The following is a 20,705-nucleotide window of genomic DNA, read 5'->3' as shown; positions in this document are numbered from 1 at the left end:
ACCCGCTAACAACAGCAAGCTTTTATGGTGTGCCTTATTATGTATAAGAAATTGTTTCATTTAGTATTATTTATCCTCATTAGTGTATCTGTGCGGGCTCAAGCAGCCGTTATTTTACAGTATCATCATGTTAGTGAAACCCTACCCGCTGTAACAAGCGTTAGCGCCAATACATTCACTAAACATTTGAGCTATTTAAAAGAGCACAACTTTAACGTTATTCCTCTTAATGACTTAATAAACGCACTTCAGCAAGGTGAAACCTTACCTGATAAAACTGTCGCCATCACCTTTGATGATGGTTATAACAATAACTATGAACAAGCCGCGCCTATTTTAGAAAAGTTTGGCTACCCGTACACTATCTTTGTAAATCCTAAATTAATCGACGAGGGCATCAGCTACGTAATGGGGTGGGATAAGCTCAAAGAATTATCTAAAAAAGGGGCATTAATAGCCAATCATAGCGGACAACATGATTACTTACACCTTAAGCTTGAAAACGAAACCGATGCACAATGGCAATCACGTATTAAGCAAGATATTATTAGCTCTCAAAAGCGTATAAAAGAAGAAATAGGCCACGACTATAAATACTTAGCATACCCGTATGGTGAGTTTAATAACGAGCTGCAAGCACTTGTGACAGAGCTTGGTTTTGTGGGTATTGGTCAGCACTCCGGCGCTGTAAATAAAGACTCTAATTTTAGCCGCTTACCACGTTTTCCTGCATCAGGCTTTTACAGCAAACTAGAAACTCTTATTACTAAGCTTAACTCACGCGCGTTTAATATCACCAATTTAACTTATCAAGATAGCGTTACACAACAAAATCCACCCACGCTCACAATTGAATTTAAAATGGGTGACTTTCATAAAAGCCAATTTGCCTGTTACGTATCAAGCGTAGGCCAAGCAGATTTAAAATGGGTAAATAAAAATACAGTCGAAATAACCTCACCAAAGGTGCTTAATAAAGGACGCTCTCGTTTTAATTGTACGGCCCCTTCTATTTCTAGCCCTGGTGATTATTTTTGGTTTTCGCAGCCTTGGGTAATTGAAGCGCCTAAACCTTAACTGCCTGATGTAGTAGTCGCTGGGTTATTTTATCCAGCGCAACTATCTCGTCTGCTGCATTTAACTCAGCGGCAGCCTTAGGCATACCCCATACCACCGATGAGTACTCATCTTGAGCCAAGGTATACGCACCGTTTTGTTTTAGTGCAAGTAACCCTTTTGCGCCATCACTCCCCATCCCTGTTAGTATGGCTGCAACTACGTTTTTAGCTCCTGTCTCAACTAATGAGTTAAACAGCACATCTACCGCAGGTTTATGTCTGTTGACCGGCTCGCCATCATCAAGCTGGCAATACAAGCTAACACCTCGCTTTTTAATACTTAAATGAAAACCACCTGGTGCTATATAAGCCCAGCCAGTGCTAAGCTTATCGCCATGTTCAGCCTCTTTCACATTTATCGTGCATGTACGATTCATTCGCTCAGCAAATGAGGCGCTAAACACAGGAGGAATATGCTGAGTAATTACAATGGGCGGGCAATTTTGTGGCATTTTAATAAGTACTTCTTTGATAGCCTCAGTACCCCCCGTGGAAGCACCTATCGCAATTACTTTATTAAGTAAAAATTGAGAATGGGTATTAATAGGCTCATTTGTGACGACCGTTTTTTTATAGCTTCTTACTCTTGCTCCAGCAGCTATTCGCACCTTTTGTTGAACAAGTGATGCATATTGGCTCAATTGCTCTCTTACGTTATTAGTAGGCTTAGCTATAAAATCAACAGCCCCTAATTCGAGTGCCTCGAGTGTAATAGGAGAGCCTTTTTGGGTCAGTGTTGAAATCATCACTACTGGCATTGGTCTTAATCGCATTAAGTTTTTTAAAAAACTAATGCCATCCATTTTTGGCATTTCTACGTCGAGCGTTAATACATCAGGATTTAACTTTTTTATCATTTCGCGAGCTTCGTAGGGATCCTCAGCGCTCCCCACTACCGTAATATCTTTAGCTTGCTGTAATATTTCAGTGAGTAAACGCCTAATTAAGGGGGAGTCGTCAATTATTAATACTTTAATCATGCATACTCCTAAAACAGCTCTATATCAGTTACTACTTCTTGCTTTTTAAGGTTTTGTAAGTAACGGACTTCGCGTTTTTCAATCGTATTATTATGTAGGTTTTTAAGTTTTTTCATATGAACTTTACCGGTGTTCGGATGAAAAAATATTTTTCGTGGCCATGGTCCACCCATATCGTGGGCAACTAGATTTAATGCCTCTTCTTTAATATACGCCGCTGCAAAACTAATATTACCCAGCCCTATATCAGTCATCGCACTAATAATTTTACCCCCACCAAAAAGTTTTACTTTTAGGTTACGGCGAGACGCACCATTTTTTAAAACTTCGTTTATAAGATACTCCATAGCCCAATTGCCATACCGACAACTTAAACTATGCGCATTCTTAAGTTCTACTCCCTTTTGAATTGGTAACATAAAGTGATTCATGCCCCCAATCCCTAGTACTTCATCGTAAACACAAGCCGCAATACACGAACCCAGAACTGTAGAGATCAGCTCATTATTTTTAGAAACATAAAACTCACCCGGAAGCACTTTAGCAACAACGCTACCTCGGCCCGAGTCCCAATATCGTTTAATATGTTCAAAGTTAGGTAATACCGGCCTAAACTCTGCGTGCATTTTGTCCCTTTTGGTACATAGTTTTCCCTAAATTTTTAAATTGCGTATGCTCTTTTCCCATACTTTCTGAGTGACCTAAAAACAAATAACCTTGTTCATTTAATATATTGGCGTAACGCTTAAAAAGCTGATCTTTTGTTTCTTTATCAAAGTAAATAACAACATTACGACATAAAATAAGATCAAATGCTCCTTTCATTGGCCAATCTTGCAATAAGTTTAAACGCTTGAATGAAATAGACTCTTTTAGCCTATCTTTAACTTTATAGTTTTCACCGTCTTTACTTTTTAAAAACCAACGCTTAAGTTGCACGTCATCTAAGCCGTTAACATTCGCTGCGGTGTAAATACCCTTTTGTGCTTTTGCCAATACATTAGAATCTAAATCGGTTGCTAGTATTTTTACATCCCAATTGCTCGGAAATGCATTATTTAAAGTCATCGCCAAACTGTAGGGCTCTTCTCCTGTTGAGCAACCTGCAGACCAGATTCTTACTCGCTTACTATTTTTATTTGCCTTTAAGAGAGCAGGTACAAGCTCAGATTTTATAAATTCAAAGTGGTGTATTTCACGAAAAAAAGACGTTAAGTTAGTTGTTATTGCATTAATAAAGGCATCAAACTCCTGATCTTTATGGCTATTTAAATACTCTAAATAGGCTTTAAAGTCAGTTAGTTTTCGCTCTCTAATACGTCTTGCTAAGCGTGAATAAACCATCTCTCGCTTATGCTCACCTAATACAATTCCACATGCGCTATAAACTAAACTGGCAATTTCTTTAAAGTCGCGGTCGGTACACAAAAACTCTTTCATTGTTCGCTCTCAATTTAGCCTGCCAAATAATACCTCGCTGTGATTATGTATTCAGCGAGGTATATAAGAAGATTGGTTGTTAAAATTCTTCCCATTCATCAGCAGAGTCTACAAAGTTATCGCCTCTGGGTTTATTACTTACAAAACTGCTTTGCGACTTATGAGATAATTTAGGTGTGCGCATAGTCGGCGAAATCATCGCCATCTCTTGCTGACCTATTGAGAAAAAGTTGAGTAGTTGGCGCATCTCATTAGCTTGCTCAGCCATAGACTCGCCAGCGGCAGAGGCTTGCTCTACTAAGGCGGCATTTTGTTGCGTCATTTCGTCCATTTGTGAGATGGCGGTATTAACTTGTTCAATACCCGCACTTTGTTCTTCAGATGCCTCTGTAATATCAGAAATCATTTGCGTCACTCTTTGTACCGATACAACAATCTCTTTAAGTGTAGCGCCCGACTCATTAACTAATTGAGAGCCATCAGCTACTTTGCCTACACTATCTCTTATTAACTCTTTAATTTCTTTCGCTGCGCCTGCAGAGCGCTGTGCTAAATTACGCACTTCACCTGCAACAACCGCAAAGCCTCGACCTTGTTCACCAGCCCTTGCAGCCTCTACTGCAGCATTAAGCGCTAATAAGTTAGTTTGAAATGCTATTTCGTCAATGACACCAATAATATCTGCAATTTTCTTGCTCGACTCATTAATTGCCGACATGCTCGTAACTGCTCTATTTACAACCTCACCACCTTGAATCGCCTTTTCGCATGTTTCTTCTGCTAAATCGTTTGCCACTTTTGCGTTATCAGCATTTTGGCGAACGGTGCTAGTCATCTCTTCCATGCTCGACGCTGTTTCTTCAAGTGACGAGGCTTGCTCTTCTGTACGTTGGCTTAAATCAGCATTACCTTGAGAGATTTCCTCTGCACCACTGGCTACAAGCGTTGCCGATGAATTAATGCGATTAATCACTTCCGTTAACTTATCTGCCGTAGCATTAGCATCGCGTTTGAGTTTATCAAATGAGCCTTTATATTCTTTTTCAACTCGTTTTGATAAATCACCATTTGCCATCGCATCGAGCATACTGCCCGTGTCAGCAACTGCATCATCAACTATTTTAACTAAGCTATTTAGCCCTTGAGCCAAACGTAAAAAGAATCCTTCCTTGCCTTCTTCCGCGACTCTTGTATCTAATTCGCCATTACCTGCAGCGCTAATAAGTTCGGCTATTTCTTTTTCAAGCGCAACCTCATTGGTCCTATCTTCCCACTCAACAATGGTGCCTAAATGCTTTCCATCTTGGCTAATCCAAGGTGAAGCAATTAAGGTGAAAGTGACACCTGCTAAAAGTAATTCGGCTTTATGAGGCTTATCGAGATTTTTTAATAAATCGCGCTGATGATTAGGGTGCTTATGAAAATCATCAACACAGGTGCCAATTAAATTATCAACAGAAAAGCTTGGTAATACAGTTTGTAATTCTTTTTCGCGGACTTTTAGCATTTGCTGAACACGATCGTTCACAAATACTATATTAAGGTCTTCATCAGCAATCATTACGTTCGCTTGGCAAACTTTAAGCGCATTTGCTAAATCGGCTGCTTTACGAGATGCTTTTTCAAGCTCTTTTTGTTCAGTAATATCAGATGCGTATTTAATCACTTTAAACGGCTTGCCGTTCATATCATAAATTGGGTTATAAGATGCTTGAATCCAAACCTCCTGACCCTGCTTCCCTATTCTTAAATATTCCCCTGAATCAAATTCACCGCGACCTAGTTTGGCCCAAAACTCTTTATATTCGATACTATTTGCATGTTCGGGTTCAATAAAAAGCCTATGGTGCTGACCTTTAATCTCGCTAAGTTGATAACCAAGTGCATTTAAAAAGTTATCATTGGCATCAATAATAGTGCCATCTAAATTAAACTCGATAACCGCTTGAGATTTACTTATAGCACTAATTTGCCCTGAAGCTTCTGCTGCTATTAACTTTTGCTCGGTCACGTCGGTGGCAAACTTAACTACTTTTAATACTTGCCCTTGCTCATCAACAATTGGGTTATAAGTTGCTTGGATCCATACCTCAGTTCCACCTTTTGCATTACGCTTAAACTCATCTGAGATAAACTCGCCATTACGCAGGCGTTGCCAAAAGTTCTTATAATCGTTGCCCTGAGCTTCATCTGGGTCAACAAACATAGAGTGATGCTGGCCTTGAACCTCTTCAAGGCGATAGCCCATCGCGTTTAGAAAATTCATATTTGCAGTAATTATTTTTCCGTTAGGTTCAAACTCAATCACCGCTAATGATTTATTCAATGCGTCTACAATTAAATCATTACTTGATTTTGACTGCTTTGGATTACTAAACCATCCCATGCTCATCACCACCTTTAAGTTTATTATTCATTTAGTTTCTGTTTGCTAAATATTCATTGTTTTTTGCAGGTCAATTAGCGCTACCATTTTTTCACCAACATTCACCAACCCAGCTACATATTCACAATTATTCGATTCAGATAAACTAGGAACCGCTTTCGCATCTTGCTCCGCAATACTGTAAACATCAGAAACGGCATCAACAGCAACACCTATAATTTTACTACCTAGTTCAAATTCTATTTTGACAACGATAACCACCGTTAATGGCCCATAGTCGACACTTGGTAATCCAAAGCGCAACCGTAAATCAATAATTGGCACTATTGTTCCACGTAAATTAATAACGCCTTTTACAAATTCAGGCGCATTGGGCAATACTGTAATTTCTTCCCAACTGCGAATTTCTTGTACTGTTAAAATATCAACGCCGTATTCTTCATCAGCCATAATAAAAGTTAAAAACTGTTTTACACCTTGCTGTTGCTGAAGATTTAATTGATTACTTAACTGGCTTTGCTCTGAGCTCATAACGCCTCCAAAGTGGCTTGCGTTTCAATCGTTAATTCTTGGCTACCTGGTTTTTTTAAACCTGAGAGCTTTATTAAGCCGCTAATGTCCACAATCAGCGATACACGCCCATCGCCTAAAATAGTAGCTCCCGATACGCCATCAACTTTATGATAGTTAGCCTCTAAACTTTTAATAACAACCTGTTGTTGAGACAGTAAATCATCAACTAATAAACCCACCTTTTGGTTATCTGTTTCTACAACAACAAGCAGCGTTTTATCGAGTGATTCAATGGCATTTTTATGATTAAAAATATCGTAGAGCCTTAAAATAGGAATGTATTCGTCCCGAAGCCTCAATACATCAAGGTTTTTACCCACTCGACTCACTTTAGCAATATCAATTTGCAGAGATTCCACAATAGAAATGAGCGGGATAATATAAGTATGCTGAGCCACCTTAACTAATTGCCCATCTAAAATAGCGAGAGTAAGTGGTAATCTAATAGTAAACGTAGAACCAACACCGGGCGCTGAGGTTACTTCCACTGAGCCATTTAATGATTGAATATTTCGCTTAACTACATCCATCCCAACTCCACGACCAGATAAGTCACTTACCTCATCCACTGTCGAAAAGCCGGGCATAAAAATAAGCTCATTTATTTCATCGTCACTGAGATGGTTATCAGCTGAGATTAATTCGTTAGCGATGGCTTTTTCTTTTATTTTTTTTGTATTTAACCCCTGCCCATCATCCATTATTTCAATAACAATGTTTCCACCCTGATGAAATGCATTTAAGGTTACTGTGCCAACGGGATCTTTACCTGCCGCCAGTCTTTGCTCAACAGTCTCTAATCCATGATCAAGTGAGTTCCTCACTAAATGCACCATAGGATCGGATATTTTTTCCATTACTGTTTTATCAAGCTCGGTTTGCTCTCCAATCAACTTTAGCTCAACCTGCTTATTTAGTTTTTGCGCTATATCTCGCACTAATCGAGGAAAACGACTAAATACAAAGTTTATTGGCAGCATACGAATGCGCATCACATTTTCTTGTAAATCACGCGTATTATGGGCAAGTTGCGCTAGGCCTTCCTGTAGTAAAGTAATTGTGGCTGGTGTGATTTCTTGTTCGCTGAGTTGATTTAGCATAGCTTGTGTAATAACAAGTTCGCCAACCATGTTTATTAACGAATCAACTTTATCAATACCAACTCGAATGGAGGTAGACTCTGGTGTACTTGCAGGTTTTTTATCTTTATTAGCAGCGGGTTGCTTTGGCTTACTAGGTAGCTCAGCTACTTTTATTAAATCGGATGTTTCAAGCTCAACAGCTTTAGATATCTCACCTTGATTAGGTTGTATTTGCTCATCATTGCCAAATAAGCCTCCGCATAATTCAATTTTTATGTCGGCATCGTCTTCTACCCATTCAAATACTTCTTTTATGGCTTTTTCATCATGGCTAGTATCTAAAAAAAAGCGCCAATGTAAAAAGCATTCATCACTGCTCAAATCTGTAATTTCTGGAACTTCATCGTAAAATACTGTGGTTTCTAACTCACCTAGCTCTTCAAGCTCACTGATCATATACAGTGGCTCGTTTCCTGTTTTAAATAAATGATGATGGGGTTTAAAGTCTATTTGATAGGTGTTACTACTTGTTTGCTCTTCACAGCTTTGAGGTTTATTTTCTTGTGTTTCGTTTTTCATTCCAAGTACATGTTCAAATTGTACTTTTAACAAATCTGCCTCAGTTAAATCTGGCTCTTGCTCACCTTGAAGTGCAGCAAGTAAAGCGCGCAAGCAATCCACAGCTTTGAGTAATAAATTGACATGCTCGGTACTAAGCTCTCGTTCACCTTGGCGAATTTGATCCAGTAGTGTTTCAAGTACATGAGTAAAGTCAGCAACGGAGCTAAAGCCAAAAGTACCACTGCCTCCTTTTATTGAGTGAGCAGCTCTAAAAATAGTGTTGATAGTTTCTAAATCTTCCTCACCTGGCACTAAGTTTAATAACTCAGCCTCCATGGTATCTAGGCCTTCAAAACTCTCTTCAAAGAAAACTTCAAAAAATTGACTTAAATCTATACTCACACTGCGCTCCTTAGCGAATAACTTTTTTAATTACCGCTAGTAGCTGATCGGGATTAAATGGTTTTACAATCCAACCTGTTGCACCAGCAGCTTTACCCTCTATCTTTTTTTCTAAGCCCGACTCTGTAGTAAGCATCAGTAGTGGTGTAAATTTATAACTAGGTAAAGTACGCAGCTCTCGTATTAATGTAATTCCATCCATTATTGGCATGTTTACATCTGAGATCACGGCATCAAAGTCTTGTTGCTTGGCAATAGCGAGAGCTTCACTGCCATCCTTAGCTTCGGTTACATCAAACCCGGCAGTTTTTAATGTAAAGCTCACCATTTGACGCATCGATGCTGAATCATCAACCGCTAAAATTCTTTTCATATATACCCCTAACTTTTACTTTCGGTTGTTAAGTATTGGCTTAAGCCAAGTTTATTAATTGTATGCGTTAAGGCCTCGCTACTGCCTACCCATATTATTTTGTGCTGTATAGTAAGTAGGTGTTTTTGTAAGGCGCATAAAAGTTGAATTGAGGCAGTATCAGCAGAAATTACATCGTTAATATCAAGACAGATATCATCGTTGCTATTGAGTTCGTGTAGTAAGTCTTGATGTAGTGTTTCAACTTGCGTAATAGCAAGTTCGCTCGGAAGTTTTAGCATTTAGTAAGTGCATTCCCTGTCAATTCAATTCATAACAAAAGCTTAGCCCTAGTTATTAAAATTGCCATAAAATGCTTAATTAAATTTAACCTGTCGTTAAAATACAAAAAAAGGAGCCTAAAGCTCCTTTAAAATTGGTAAAAAGTAAAAAACTAGTTTTTATAGTAATCAGCTATTTTTTTAAACTCTTGCGTTAAAGTCGTCGCATTAATTAATGGCACACTACCTTGTTTAAATTCTGGTTTAAAAATAGCTCTAACGGCTCCATTTTGATCAACCATAGCGACCGAGGCACTATGATCAACAGCATATTCTGATTCACTACTATCGCTAATGGCGTAAATTAAACCAAGCTCTCGAACAACAGGAAAAAGGTGTTTATGTTCCCCTGATACAGCTAAAAAGTCTGGGTTAAAGTAATCTATATATTGCTTTCGTTTAGCTGGTGTATCGCGTTTTGGATCAACCGATAAAAACCAAACTTGTAGCGGATAATCTGCTTGTAAGTTTTTATAAACAGCATTTAACTTAGCAAGTGTTAATGGACAAATATCTGGGCAGCTTGTGTAGCCTAAAAATACTAAATTCCACTGTCCTAAAAATTGTTGCTTAGTCACTAATTCGCCGCGCTGATCGTTTAGCGTAAAATCAGACAGTGGCTTTGCATTTTCGTAAACTAATGCATCTACATCTGGTGGACTATTTTCATTTGAACATGCTGATAAAAACGAAACTAAAATAACAATTAATCCAAGCCATAACTGCTTCATAAAGGGAGCCATTTATCTATAAATAAGATTACAAAGAGTACCATTAAATGAATAATCGAAAAACGAAATAAGTCCATTGCAGTCTCATCATTTCCAGCAATTTTTAAATTGACCGCCTTATATATAAACACGGCATTTAATACACATGCACCTATCAAATAGATTAATCCAGACATACCGATTAAATAAGGTAATACGCAAACAACAGCGAGTAAAACAGAGTAAGCAACGACGCACGTTTTACAAAAATCGATACCATGGGTTACTGGTAACATAGGGATTTTAGCGCGTTCATAATCACTTTTTCGTGCTATAGCCAGCGCCCAAAAGTGTGGTGGGGTCCAGGTAAATATTATCATTACGAGTAACCAAGGGGCTGCTGCCATTTGGTTTGTTTCTGACACCCAACCTAATAATGGAGGCATTGCGCCAGCCAACCCACCTATAACAATATTTTGCGGCGTTGCACGCTTTAAAAATGATGTATAAACAAATGCATAACCTACCAATGCAAATAACGTTAATATAGCGGTTAAGGTATTAGCCCACACCATCAGCATAATAAAACCAGCAACCCCAATAACAGCTGCAAAACTAAGCGCATGTGTTTTACTTAAACGCCCTTTAGCCACAGGGCGATGACGAGTCCGCGCCATTTTTGAGTCTATCTCGCTATCAACCACATGATTAATAACCGCTGCAGCAGCAGAAAGTAGCCCTATACCTAACAAGCTAATAAACTGTACGACCATACCGCGCCCTACATCGGGAGCCAGCGCTAAACCAACCCAAGCTGTTAGCACCAGCATAGCTACCACTTTAAATTTACTAATTGCTAAGTAGTCTTGCAGCAAACTATGTGTACGCGAAATTAGCGATTGAGTATTAACGGGTAGCAGTATTTTTTTATCAATTATAAGTGCCATCATATTTCCCCTTTATGTGCGTGATTTTAGGTAATAACACAACCTAACCATGCTTAATAACAGTATGGCTGCCATCAAGTTATGCGCCAGTGCAACTCCCAACGGAATATGCCAATGTACTAAAATAAGCCCTAAGCTAATTTGGCAAAGCAGAACAAGTAATACACTCACAACGCAATTTTTAATTTTTTTAGAGTACGCTTGGCTGTATATTTTCCACATAATTAACGCCAGAACAATGCAAGTAACGAGTGCCCAAATGCGATGTAATAAATGAATAGACATACGCGCTTGCTGCGATAACACACCAAACTCATAATTACTGTGCTCAAGTGGTAATTGAAATACGCTACTCAATGAAAACGGTTGTGCGTAATTACACAATGGCAAACCACTACAATGTGGAGCGGCGTAATTTGCAGCCAGCCAACCACCAAGTGCAATTTGGATAATTAATACACTGAGCGCTACTAAACTTAAACCGAAATAGCGTTTTGCGCCGCTATCGCCACCCATAATAGGTTTTGCGGTTAGCCGTAAATATAAAAGCGTTATAAGTGACAAAATACTAAAGCCACCTAATAAGTGGCCCATTACAATAAGCGGCTGAAGGTTCATGGTTACTGTCCACATACCAAGAGCAGCCTGAAACACCACTAGTAGAAGTAAAGCCAAAGGCAATTTAACTGGCGTAGTTGGATATTGGCGTTTTAAAAAAGCCAACACAAATAAACCTAAAATAAGTAAGCCTAAAGCACCTGCAAAGTAGCGATGAATCATTTCTTTCCACGCTTTTGCGGTTTCGAACATCATATCGGGGTAGCTTTGAGTTGCTAAGGCTATGTCAGCCTCATGCTTAGGTACCGTTAAAAAGCCATAACAACCAGGCCAATCGGGGCACCCTAAACCTGCATCACTTAAGCGGGTGTACGCACCTAAAGCAACTACAATTAAAGCGAGTAATCCTGTTATTAATACTAAGTTTTTATAATTTTTATACATCAGATACTCCAACTTAAGCTCAACTTAGTTAGCTAGAACGAGAATAGTTAAGTAATTTTTTTAGATCTTTTAATAACCCTTTTTGTACTAAACGGTTTTCTTGTGGCTCGACCTTAAAGGGATATTCAAGTACCACTAACCCCATATGATCAATTAAATACAAACTTGCAGGATTTAAACTCTGTTGCTCGGTAATAATTTTCCATGGTAGGTTTTTATTGTCGGGACTTCCCATTACAGCCATATCAACCTTGCCTTGGTTTTTACCAAGTGCCACATATAAATTATTAAGTGCATTGAGTTGTTCGCTGCATGGGGTGTTACATTCGTTTGAATAATTAAGTGCGATAGTCCATTGCTTGGGATTATTTTGCGGCCAATTTTTAAGTTTTATTTCTTGGCTTAAAAACTCGCCATTATTAGTAATTGCAGTAGGCAACCAATCAAACTTTAATGCGCCATATGCCAAAATTAATGGGATAGCGCAGCAGCCCACAAACAACACAAGGGGATTATTTTTCATTAAGTGTCCTTTTTTTGCTCGCAAAAATAGCCACAACAGCACATGCAACAGCAATTAAAAACCATTGCACAGCGTAGGCATTATGCTTTTGAGGGCTCATAACAACTGCCTCATAATGAGGTGTTGCAATCTCATCACCATTACCTTGTCTGTAAGCCATAAAATTAATTAATGATTGCTGGCTTTGAGTGCTCAGCATATTCAAGTCGATAGATTGGATTCTTGTAGGTAAGTCATTATTTGTAGTTTTATCTTCAAGCGTAAAGCTACTTAAGTTATTTTCTTTTATTTGCGCTTTAAGAATAAAAACACCTGTAGGCAGAGTAACCTTTGGCAGTGTATCTCTAGATATAGGCGCTTTTACCCATCCTAAATTAACTAAAATCACTTTTTCTTCGCTGTCTGGCTTTAGTAAAGCAAGTAAATCGTACCCTACTTGCCCGTTATAAACTTGATTATCTAAAAGCCAATATTGGCTTTGTACAAACCGCCCTTTTAACTCAACCAATACACCTGTTTTGTTCCAGCTATCAGGCAGGTTAAGTAATTGAGACCAGCTCATCACACCACGAGTATGTTGCTTAGCAATAGCGGTTAGTTGCTGCTGTTTTTGCTCACCCCGCTCCAACTGCCAAAATCCTAGTCGCACACACACAAGTACAACAACCACAACCATACAAAGTGTGATTAGTGAACTAAGCTTTTGTTTGTGCCATAAAACTAACTGCATAAAGGGTCAACTCAGTGATTATTAAAATTATTATCGTACTGTTGTTAATATTTATACTTTTTAACTTATTTAGAGCATTGTTTATTATGGTGTCAGGGAAAACTGGGGGACGACCTATGTCTCACTTTTTAGGTCGTCGCGTATTGTTTTCGGTCGTTGTTTTAGTTGTTGTTATTGCAGCGCTTAAACTTGGTTTTATTAAAGCAAATAATTCGCCAATAAACGCTACAGCACATATACAAATACAAACAAACACAGCCACACCACATCAACAAAGTGCCAATACCAAGCAGCTGCTTGAAAAGCAAAATGCTTATCTTTAGTAAAGTGCCCTTTTAATATCCGTAAAAATATTACAAATAAAAGTACCGTTCCTAGCGTTACATGCATGCCATGAAAACCAGTCAATAAAAAGAACGTATTACCGTAAATACCCGCATCTAGCGTTAGATTAAGGTCATTATATGCATGCATGTACTCCTCAACTTGCAGCCCTAAAAAGCAAACACCCAACAAAATAGTAGCGCCTAAAAAAACTTTAAGTGGAGTGCGTTTATTGTTTTCCATCGCTACATGGGCAAAATGTAAAGTAACTGAGGAAGTAAGCAGTATTAAGGTATTTATAAGCGGTAAGCCTTGCCAGCCCATAGCTTGAGTAGTTTCGCCAGCAGGTGTTGAAACTAGCGGCCAAACGGCTTCAAAAGTAGGCCATAAAACCTCGTTAGTCATTGCATTATTGCCTGCGCCTCCAAGCCAAGGTACCGACAATACCCGTGCATAAAAAAGCGCACCAAAAAAGGCCATAAAAAACATAACTTCAGAAAAAATAAACCAGCTCATACCTTGTCTAAAAGAGCGATCCATTTGTGCTGAGTACAAACCTTGGTCCGATTCACTAATTACATTTTTAAACCAGCTAAACAACATATAAACAAGTACAACAATACCGGCATAAAGCAGATAAACCCCGCTACCACCTTCTTTACCTACACTCATAACAGTCAAGCCTGCCCCTACTGCAATAAAAAACAATGCAACAGCACCTACAATAGGCCATGGGCTATGCTCAGGTACATAATAATGCTCATATTCTTGATTCATTCTATTTACTCCTAGTTTCACACTAGTTTAAAAAGCTAGTTATTACTTGCCACCAGCTGTTCACTAATATCAAATACGGTATAAGATAAAGTTAATTCTTCAATATCGCTTGGCAATGCGGTATCAACATAAAAAAGTAATTTAAATTCAAGTTCTTCCCCTGCTTTTAGAGGTTGCTGATCAAAGCAAAAACAGGCTATTTTGTGTAAATACTTTGCCGCTTTACCTGGCGAGACTGATGGTACAGCCTGCATTACTTTATCTAGGTTGCTGTTATTTTTAGCACTAAACATTACTTCACGCATTGCACCGGGTTTTACCACTACACTGTATTCTTTTGATTTAACTTCAAACGGTGCACCACTTTGTGCGTGAGTAGTAAAGCTAACGCCGACTTCTCGGTTTTGTACTATTTGTGTACTTTGCTCTGCCTGCTCAAGCGAAGGTTTTCCATTAAGCCCTGTTACATCACAAAACACGTCATACAAAGGTACTAAAGCAAAGGCAAAGGCAAACATGCCTATGCAAATAAGTACCAAACGTTTGAGTAGCGGTGCGTGTGTCATTACTTAATTACCGGCGGCGTAGAAAAAGTATGATATGGCGCTGGAGAGTCAACTTCCCACTCAAGCCCTTCTGCCCCTTCCCATACTTTTGCAGGCACTTTATCACCGCCACGCGCGCATTTAATTACCACAGCTACAAACAACAATTGCGATAAACCAAAGGCAAATCCACCAATACTTATGATTGCGTTAAAGTCGGCAAATTGAAGTGCATAATCGGGAATTCGACGCGGCATACCGGCAAGCCCTACAAAATGCATAGGAAAAAACAGTACGTTCACACTCACCAGCGATAGCCAAAAATGCCATTTAGCTAGCGTGATATTAAACATATTGCCCGTCCACTTGGGCAGCCAGTAATAGGCCCCCGCCATTATCGAAAATACAGCCCCTGTTACTAATACATAATGAAAATGCGCCACTACAAAATAAGTATCGTGGTACTGAAAGTCAGCAGGTGTAATTGCCAGCATCAACCCCGAAAAGCCACCTAAGGTAAACAGCACAATAAACGCAATACTAAAAAGCATTGGCACTTCAAAAGTTATTGAGCCTTTCCACATTGTGGCAACCCAATTAAATACTTTTACTCCTGTAGGTACCGATATAAGCATGGTCGCGTACATAAAAAACAACTCGCCAGCGACCGGCATCCCAGTGGTAAACATATGATGAGCCCATACAATAAAGCTCAATAGTGCTATGGAGGATGTGGCGTATACCATTGAGGCATAGCCAAAAAGTTTTTTACGAGAAAAGGTAGGTACTATTGTAGATATAATGCCAAAGGCAGGAAGAATCATTATGTATACTTCGGGATGGCCAAAAAACCAAAAAATGTGTTGGAACATCACCGGGTCGCCACCGCCTGCGGCATCAAAAAAGCTGGTCGCAAAATACTTATCGGTAAGTACCATAGTGACAGCGCCTGCAAGCACTGGCATTACCGCTATTAATAAAAAGGCAGTAATTAACCACGTCCATACAAATAAGGGCAACTTCATCCATGTCATGCCAGGGGCACGTAAGTTCACTATGGTTACAATCACATTGATTGCGCCCATTATTGAGCTAATCCCCATAATATGTACGGCAAATACAAACAATGCAGTATTATCATTACTGTATGTTGTAGACAGTGGTGCATAAAAAGTCCAACCAAATGCAGGACCCCCACCAGGCATAAATAACGATGCCAATAGGATTAAAAACGCAAACGGTAAAATCCAAAAGCTCCAGTTATTCATTCTTGGCAATGCCATATCTGGCGCGCCAATCATGAGTGGTATCATCCAGTTAGCAAGGCCTGTAAAGGCCGGCATAACCGCACCAAACACCATAATTAAACCATGCACGGTGGTCATTTGATTAAAAAAGTGAGGATCGACCAACTGTAAACCTGGTTGAAATAATTCAGCTCTGATCACCATGGCCATTCCACCACCAATTAAGAACATGGTCAGCGAAAAAATTAAATATAAACTACCTATATCTTTATGATTAGTTGTGTAAAGCCAGCGTTTAAAACCTTTAGCTGGGTGATGAGCATGATGAGCTTCATTGGCGTTAGGTTGTTCTACTATGCTACTCATTAGTTCGCCTCCACTTTGGCATCAAGTGCTGCCTGTATTTGACTCGGTTGAATAACATCACCCGTATCATTACCCCACGCATTACGTTTATAAGTAATAACCGCTGCTAATTGCTTTATAGATAACTGTTTGGCAAATGCTTGCATTGCCGTACCGGGTCGCCCATGGGTAACTACATCAATGTGATCTTTTATATCGCCAAGCACTATCGGGCTGCCTTTAAGTGCAGGAAATACACCCGGTAACCCCATGCCAGTAGGCTGATGACATGCAGCACAATTGGCCATATATACTTGTTCGCCTAAAGTCATTAATTCTTCTTTCGGGAGGGTTTTATCAAGTAATGCGGCATCTGCTAATACTGCTTTTTGTTTAGCTTGCTTTGCATCTGCAAGCCACGTTTTAAAATCAGCCTCAGATTTAGCGACCACCACAACGGGCATAAAGCCATGATCTTTACCACACAACTCAGCACATTGGCCTCGGTAAGTACCTTCTTCGTTTATGTTCGTCCATGTTTCGTTTATAAAGCCGGGATTCGCATCTTTTTTAACTGCAAAATCAGGTACCCACCAAGAGTGAATAACATCGTCAGAAGTCATTAAAAATCGTACTTTTTGATTTATTGGCAGTACGAGAGGTTTATCAACCTCAAGTAAGTAGTTAGGATTTTTATCTGCAAGATTCGCTATTTCATCTTGCGGGGTAGATAAAATAGAGTAGAACTCTACATCTTCACCCATATATTCATAATGCCATTTCCATTGCGAGCCTGTAATTTTAATAGTGAGATCAGCTTTGCTGGCATCTTCCATTGCAATTAGAGTTTTAGTGGCTGGTACTGCCATAGCAATTAAAATAACAAACGGGATTGCAGTCCAAAGTATTTCTACTTTAGTGCTTTCGTGAAATTGGGCAGGTACAGCCCCTTTAGATTTACGGTGATGAATAAGTGCCCAAAACATAATTGCGAACACTATCACCCCAATCACACAACATATTATAAATATGGTCATGTGCAGCTGATATACATTATTGCTTATATCGGTTACGCCTTTGCGCATATTGTATTGGCTGTTAGCCAAAACTGGGTGCGAAAAAACACATAATATAAGCCACAAGGTAGAGGTCAGTTTACCCATGTGACGGCTCCTTTGATGCTATTGCGAATGCAAAGCGAAGAGGCATACGGCTTAAACGCCAATTCGTTATTTTTATTTTTTTAGTCAATCTCATTTAATATTGATTGGTTTTGCTGCGCCAACAACGTGTTTGTGTATATTGTGTGTTCTCAAAACTAAAAAGCTGTGAGTTATTATTAGCTCAGCACATTAATAATTAGCTAAAAAATGAACAACAAGCAAGTTTTAGTATAAAAAACAACCAGGTGATATTGAGTAATTAATAAAAAATCAGTAACCAACTAGGTAACAGGAAGTTCAAAAGATGAGCAAAACAAAGGGGTTTAACGCATTCGGAGGGGGAAAATATAAGTGCAAAAAAGTTTACAGCTTAAATTGTCAGTGAGCTATTTATGCCCTATTTTTAGTGCGAATTTAAAGCAGAAAATGCGTACTAATTAGTACGCATTTATAAAACTGCTTGTTTAAAAGCTATTTTTAAAGTCACATCCAATCAGCGTTTCTTATAACGCCAACGGCTAAGCCTTCAATATTAAAAGACTCATTCTCAAGATCTACTTCAATAGATTCAAAATCGTCGTTTTCAGCATGAAGTAATACTTTACGACCCGCTTTCTCAAGACGTTTTACAGTTACGTCTTCGTCTAGGCGGGCAACAACAACTTGCCCGTTTTCAGCGGTTTGAGTACGATGTACAGCAAGTAAATCACCATCCATAATACCAATATCTTTCATGCTCATACCGTTAACGCGTAGTAAAAAATCTGCAGCCGGTTTAAACATTAATGGATCGATTTTGCAGTGACTTTCAACGTGCTCTTGCGCCAAAATAGGTGAACCAGCAGCAACACGCCCTATAAGCGGTAAACCTAATTGTTCTGGCTCTTCTTCTTCAATTAACTGAATACCACGGCTTGCACCTGGTTTCATTTTAATTGCGCCTTTTTTAGCAAGTGCTTTTAAATGTTCTTCAGCAGCATTGGCACTTTTAAAACCTAATGTTTGCGCTATTTCAGCACGTGTAGGAGGCATACCAGTGTCTTTAATAAAAACTTTAATTAGTTCGAGTATTTGAGCTTGGCGGTTCGTTAATGGTCGCATACAACTGGTTTTCCATACAGTACATTTAACTGTGAGTATATACAGTTAAATAAAAATCGCAAATTTAAATTAAGCCTTAAAATAGCCAAAGTAATTTCACTTGTGTACATTTTAGGGATATAACTAAAGCTAGGTTTATAAATGATTAAAAAAGCAAAGGAGTCATTATGAGTATTTGGTACCAGCCCATCACTTTAGAGCTGTGCAAGCAGTTAGAACAAGGCATTGATGGCCAAGGAACATTAATGAAAACCATGGGAATAGAAGTCACTGAAATTGGTGATGATTACTTAGTAGCCACTATGCCGGCAATTCCTGAGCATCATAACCCAATGGGAATGGTTCACGGCGGTGCTAACGTTGTACTTGCCGAAACAGTTGCCAGCTATGCAGCTAACTTTGTTGTCGATTTTACAAAATTTTACTGCGTGGGGCAGGAAATTAGCGCAAGTCATTTAAAAGCATCTCGCAACGGCACTTTAACAGCAACGGCAAGAGCGTTTCATATTGGCAAACGTAGTTCAGTGTGGGAAATAAAAATTACAAATAGCCGCAATGAGCTGTGCTGCGTATCAAAAATGACCGCAGCAGTCGTAGAGCGAAGGTAGTTACTTTTCGATTGGGTAAATTGTAATTTCCATACCCGCACCAATCGCAGATATACGTAGTAATGTATCTGCATCTAAGGCTTGATTAAAGCACTTAGGGGAAGTGCCTGATTCAAAACCAATATCAAACGTTCTACGTGAACAGCTTAACCATTGCTTTAGCGCGTTACGCGAACACGATTCAATAAGCTCACATATATGGTTTATTGCTTTGTCAGGCGTGTTTACTACACCTGTTGCTTCAATACGCGCTAATTGACGGTATTCGTCTTTGTCATAATGTAAAATCGTCGCGACTTTTTTCAAGTCTGCCACTAGCAAACTAATATCTTGCTTTGATTCAAGCTCAAGATCTACATTTAAAAATTGAATTTCCGACATCGTTTCGTATTTATCCTCTAATAATTTCATTGCAAACTTTAACGCAGTTTTACCGTTATACCAAATCAACTATGCTCTATTAACCACTTTATATAGATATTTCGCAGCTTTTAAGTATTTTTTAGCGTTTAAAGCTAGCTGGATATCAAACACTCAGCTCAATTAAACAAATAAGTCATGTTAGCAATTTAAGTGTAATCTTTTTTATTTTTAAATGATTACAGTAAGCTATAGTTTAAACTGCGACAAAATGTCGCAGTAACTAATCCCATTAATGTAATAAACTAGCCTCTAAAAATAATAAGACTAAAACATGAATAAAAAAATATTTAAGTATGCTCGCAAGTTACATAAATGGCTCGGTTATTTGCTCACATTACAAATTTTAGCTTGGCTATTAGGCGGTTTAGTCATGAGCGCTATTCCTCTTGATAAAGTTCATGGGGAGCATCTTGCAACACGTACTCTTAATAACCCATTTACGCAGGCTGATTATGTTGCCTCCCTTGACGATATTGCATCTCAGGTGGTTAATCCAACACAAATAATTTTTGAGAACTTTTTAACCACACCTATAATTACAGTAATAAATAAAGATGAACAGCAAAGCTTTAACGGTATAACAGGCCGGCCTTTTGAGCCGCCAACTAAAATACAAATTACCGCAAATGCTAAAGCACACTTACTTATTGATGCTCAAGTGACAAGCGCTGTACTGCTAAAGCAAGGTATGCGAGAAGTTGGATATAAAACCAATGTTTGGCAGGTACAATTTGACGACACATTTAACACAACACTGTATTTGTCAGAAAATAACGGCAGAGTTGTCACCGTTCGCAGCACACTATGGCGAATTTTCGACTTTTTTTGGATGTTACATATTATGGATTACGATGAGCGAGAGGATTTTAATAATCCGCTGCTTATTAGTTTTGCAGCAACCAGCGTACTTTTTTGCCTAAGTGGAATATTACTACTTATGCAAAACATACGACTAAAACGATTTATCCGAATTAAAAGTAAGAATAAATCAAAGTAGTCATATTGGTTTTTAAGAACTAGCGCAC

23 protein-coding genes are annotated in these 20,705 nt (G+C 38.8%); 4 read left to right on the top strand and 19 right to left on the bottom strand.

Annotated elements, in window-relative coordinates; genetic code table 11:
* Positions 1–39: 39 nt before the first annotated feature.
* A complete protein-coding gene (locus tag P20429_RS05940) occupies positions 40–1,077 on the top strand; it encodes a polysaccharide deacetylase family protein (RefSeq protein ID WP_007584964.1) in 1,038 nt (345 codons plus the stop codon).
* Here P20429_RS05940 and P20429_RS05945 read toward each other — a convergent pair.
* From P20429_RS05945 to P20429_RS06005, 13 genes are all read right to left on the bottom strand, one after another.
* Positions 1,067–2,098: a chemotaxis response regulator protein-glutamate methylesterase gene (locus tag P20429_RS05945; RefSeq protein ID WP_007584963.1), complete on the bottom strand. Its 1,032-nt coding sequence runs from the start codon at positions 2,096–2,098 to the stop codon at positions 1,067–1,069. The genes P20429_RS05940 and P20429_RS05945 overlap by 11 nt on opposite strands.
* Positions 2,099–2,106: 8 nt before the next feature.
* Positions 2,107–2,724, bottom strand: coding sequence for a chemoreceptor glutamine deamidase CheD (gene cheD / locus P20429_RS05950; RefSeq protein ID WP_007584962.1), 618 nt, complete (start codon positions 2,722–2,724; stop codon positions 2,107–2,109).
* Positions 2,708–3,538 carry a protein-glutamate O-methyltransferase CheR gene (locus P20429_RS05955; RefSeq protein ID WP_007584961.1) on the bottom strand — a complete coding sequence of 277 codons (831 nt, stop codon included), beginning with the start codon at positions 3,536–3,538 and terminating at the stop codon, positions 2,708–2,710. The genes cheD and P20429_RS05955 overlap by 17 nt, the downstream gene beginning before the upstream one ends.
* A gap of 79 nt (positions 3,539–3,617) precedes the next feature.
* Positions 3,618–5,924 carry a methyl-accepting chemotaxis protein gene (locus P20429_RS05960; RefSeq protein ID WP_007584960.1) on the bottom strand — a complete coding sequence of 769 codons (2,307 nt, stop codon included), beginning with the start codon at positions 5,922–5,924 and terminating at the stop codon, positions 3,618–3,620.
* A gap of 45 nt (positions 5,925–5,969) precedes the next feature.
* Positions 5,970–6,455: a chemotaxis protein CheW gene (locus P20429_RS05965; RefSeq protein ID WP_007584959.1), complete on the bottom strand. Its 486-nt coding sequence runs from the start codon at positions 6,453–6,455 to the stop codon at positions 5,970–5,972.
* Entirely contained in the window at positions 6,452–8,542 is a 2,091-nt protein-coding gene (locus P20429_RS05970; protein WP_007584958.1) for a chemotaxis protein CheA, read from the bottom strand. Before P20429_RS05970 ends, P20429_RS05965 begins: the two co-directional genes overlap by 4 nt.
* Before the next feature lie 10 nt (positions 8,543–8,552).
* Entirely contained in the window at positions 8,553–8,915 is a 363-nt protein-coding gene (locus P20429_RS05975; protein ID WP_007584956.1) for a response regulator, read from the bottom strand.
* An 8-nt stretch (positions 8,916–8,923) separates the two neighbouring features.
* A complete protein-coding gene (locus P20429_RS05980) occupies positions 8,924–9,196 on the bottom strand; it encodes an STAS domain-containing protein (protein ID WP_002959595.1) in 273 nt (90 codons plus the stop codon).
* 152 nt (positions 9,197–9,348) lie between these two features.
* A complete protein-coding gene (locus P20429_RS05985) occupies positions 9,349–9,966 on the bottom strand; it encodes an SCO family protein (protein ID WP_007584954.1) in 618 nt (205 codons plus the stop codon).
* Positions 9,963–10,892, bottom strand: coding sequence for a heme o synthase (gene cyoE / locus P20429_RS05990; RefSeq protein WP_002959598.1), 930 nt, complete (start codon positions 10,890–10,892; stop codon positions 9,963–9,965). The genes P20429_RS05985 and cyoE overlap by 4 nt, the downstream gene beginning before the upstream one ends.
* Positions 10,893–10,904: 12 nt before the next feature.
* Entirely contained in the window at positions 10,905–11,894 is a 990-nt protein-coding gene (locus P20429_RS05995) for a heme A synthase (protein ID WP_007584952.1), read from the bottom strand.
* Positions 11,895–11,922: 28 nt separating this feature from the next.
* Positions 11,923–12,417, bottom strand: a complete 495-nt coding sequence (locus P20429_RS06000; RefSeq protein WP_007584950.1) for a hypothetical protein — start codon at positions 12,415–12,417, stop codon at positions 11,923–11,925.
* Positions 12,407–13,147 carry an SURF1 family protein gene (locus tag P20429_RS06005; protein ID WP_033026973.1) on the bottom strand — a complete coding sequence of 247 codons (741 nt, stop codon included), beginning with the start codon at positions 13,145–13,147 and terminating at the stop codon, positions 12,407–12,409. Before P20429_RS06005 ends, P20429_RS06000 begins: the two co-directional genes overlap by 11 nt.
* A 14-nt stretch (positions 13,148–13,161) precedes the next feature.
* Here P20429_RS06005 and P20429_RS21060 point away from each other — a divergent pair, with 14 nt between their 5' ends.
* Complete coding sequence (locus P20429_RS21060) at positions 13,162–13,470, top strand: DUF2909 family protein (protein ID WP_076916441.1); 309 nt, start codon at positions 13,162–13,164, stop codon at positions 13,468–13,470.
* Here P20429_RS21060 and P20429_RS06010 read toward each other — a convergent pair.
* The 5 genes from P20429_RS06010 to lexA all read right to left on the bottom strand — a co-directional run bounded on the left by P20429_RS06010 (position 13,373) and on the right by lexA (position 18,649).
* Positions 13,373–14,248 (bottom strand): cytochrome c oxidase subunit 3, encoded by an 876-nt coding sequence (locus P20429_RS06010; RefSeq protein WP_007584946.1) that lies wholly within the window; start codon positions 14,246–14,248, stop codon positions 13,373–13,375. The genes P20429_RS21060 and P20429_RS06010 overlap by 98 nt on opposite strands.
* Positions 14,249–14,283: 35 nt before the next feature.
* Entirely contained in the window at positions 14,284–14,814 is a 531-nt protein-coding gene (locus tag P20429_RS06015; RefSeq protein WP_002959612.1) for a cytochrome c oxidase assembly protein, read from the bottom strand.
* Entirely contained in the window at positions 14,814–16,406 is a 1,593-nt protein-coding gene (gene ctaD / locus P20429_RS06020) for a cytochrome c oxidase subunit I (protein ID WP_007584944.1), read from the bottom strand. Before ctaD ends, P20429_RS06015 begins: the two co-directional genes overlap by 1 nt.
* Complete coding sequence (coxB, locus tag P20429_RS06025) at positions 16,406–17,548, bottom strand: cytochrome c oxidase subunit II (protein WP_007584942.1); 1,143 nt, start codon at positions 17,546–17,548, stop codon at positions 16,406–16,408. The genes ctaD and coxB overlap by 1 nt, the downstream gene beginning before the upstream one ends.
* A 483-nt stretch (positions 17,549–18,031) precedes the next feature.
* The gene (gene lexA, locus P20429_RS06030) at positions 18,032–18,649 is read right to left on the bottom strand and encodes a transcriptional repressor LexA (RefSeq protein ID WP_007584941.1); all 618 of its coding nucleotides are present in this window, start codon (positions 18,647–18,649) and stop codon (positions 18,032–18,034) included.
* A 167-nt stretch (positions 18,650–18,816) separates the two neighbouring features.
* On the opposite strand from lexA, the gene P20429_RS06035 reads away from it, so the two are divergent.
* On the top strand, positions 18,817–19,257 hold the full coding sequence (locus P20429_RS06035) for a PaaI family thioesterase (RefSeq protein ID WP_007584940.1): 441 nt from the start codon (positions 18,817–18,819) through the stop codon (positions 19,255–19,257).
* On the opposite strand, the gene P20429_RS06040 is transcribed toward P20429_RS06035, so the two are convergent.
* A complete protein-coding gene (locus P20429_RS06040) occupies positions 19,258–19,638 on the bottom strand; it encodes a hypothetical protein (protein WP_008138697.1) in 381 nt (126 codons plus the stop codon).
* A 313-nt stretch (positions 19,639–19,951) separates the two neighbouring features.
* On the opposite strand from P20429_RS06040, the gene P20429_RS06045 reads away from it, so the two are divergent.
* Entirely contained in the window at positions 19,952–20,677 is a 726-nt protein-coding gene (locus P20429_RS06045; RefSeq protein WP_007584938.1) for a membrane protein, read from the top strand.
* Positions 20,678–20,705: the final 28 nt, after the last annotated feature.

The sequence above is a fragment of the Pseudoalteromonas sp. BSi20429 genome, assembly GCF_000238895.1.
Taxonomy (GTDB): Bacteria; Pseudomonadota; Gammaproteobacteria; order Enterobacterales; family Alteromonadaceae; genus Pseudoalteromonas; species Pseudoalteromonas arctica.
This window is presented reverse-complemented; position numbering and strand designations above follow the sequence as displayed.